Annotated in this window: 1 protein-coding gene; it reads right to left on the reverse strand. The window is 65.1% G+C overall.

Annotation, left to right across the window (positions count from 1 at the left end; genetic code table 11):
• Positions 1-704 (reverse strand): integrase core domain-containing protein (locus tag RM531_RS15990; protein ID WP_311660724.1); only part of this gene is annotated, 704 nt, incomplete at both ends.

Consider the following 704-nt stretch of genomic DNA (forward strand, 5'->3'; position numbering starts at 1 on the left):
TGTTGATAATGGATTCGGCCCAGCGGCACATGCGCGAAATGCAGCTGCCAAAGGTCGTTGTCGATTTCTTCCAAGGCCACGGGCTGACCGATCAGCACCTGGCCGACATAGACCTGGCCGCCGCCCCAGTAGACGATGCCGGGTGGCTTGACGGTGCGCACTTGCACATGGCCGGGATAGTCGATGGCGGGCAAGCGCTCCGGAAAGGCTCGCTGAGAAGGCCGATAGAGCCGAGCGGGCGGCCATTGCCCTAAGGCCTCATGCGGTCGTTGGTGGTTGTACTCGTCGAGGAAATCGTCAAAGCGGCGTTGCTGGGCAACCAGGCTGGCCGCCGGCGGCCGCGCGGTGTCGGCCTTGAGCGTGCGGTGCATGCGCTCATGACGGGCATTTTGTTGCGGCTTGCCGGGGGTGATGCGCTCCGGGGTGATGCCCAGGCGAATCCACCACACGGCCAGGCGGGACAAGCCGCCGGGCGCCGTACTGGCAAACGGCGCCCCGTTATCGGTGCGTAAGCGCTCGGGTAACCCATATCGGTGAAACAGGCGCGTAAACGCCTGCTGGGTCTGGGCCAGCCGCGGGCCACGCAGCCCCTGGCAGCACAGCAGGCGACGGCTGTGATGGTCCATGATCGTGAGCGGGTAACACCACGCACCGTCGCCGGTTTTGAACTGGCCCTTGTAGTCGGCGCTCCACAGCTGATTGCA

This window comes from Spectribacter acetivorans (assembly GCF_031846305.1).
Taxonomy (GTDB): Bacteria; Pseudomonadota; Gammaproteobacteria; order Nevskiales; family Salinisphaeraceae; genus Spectribacter; species Spectribacter acetivorans.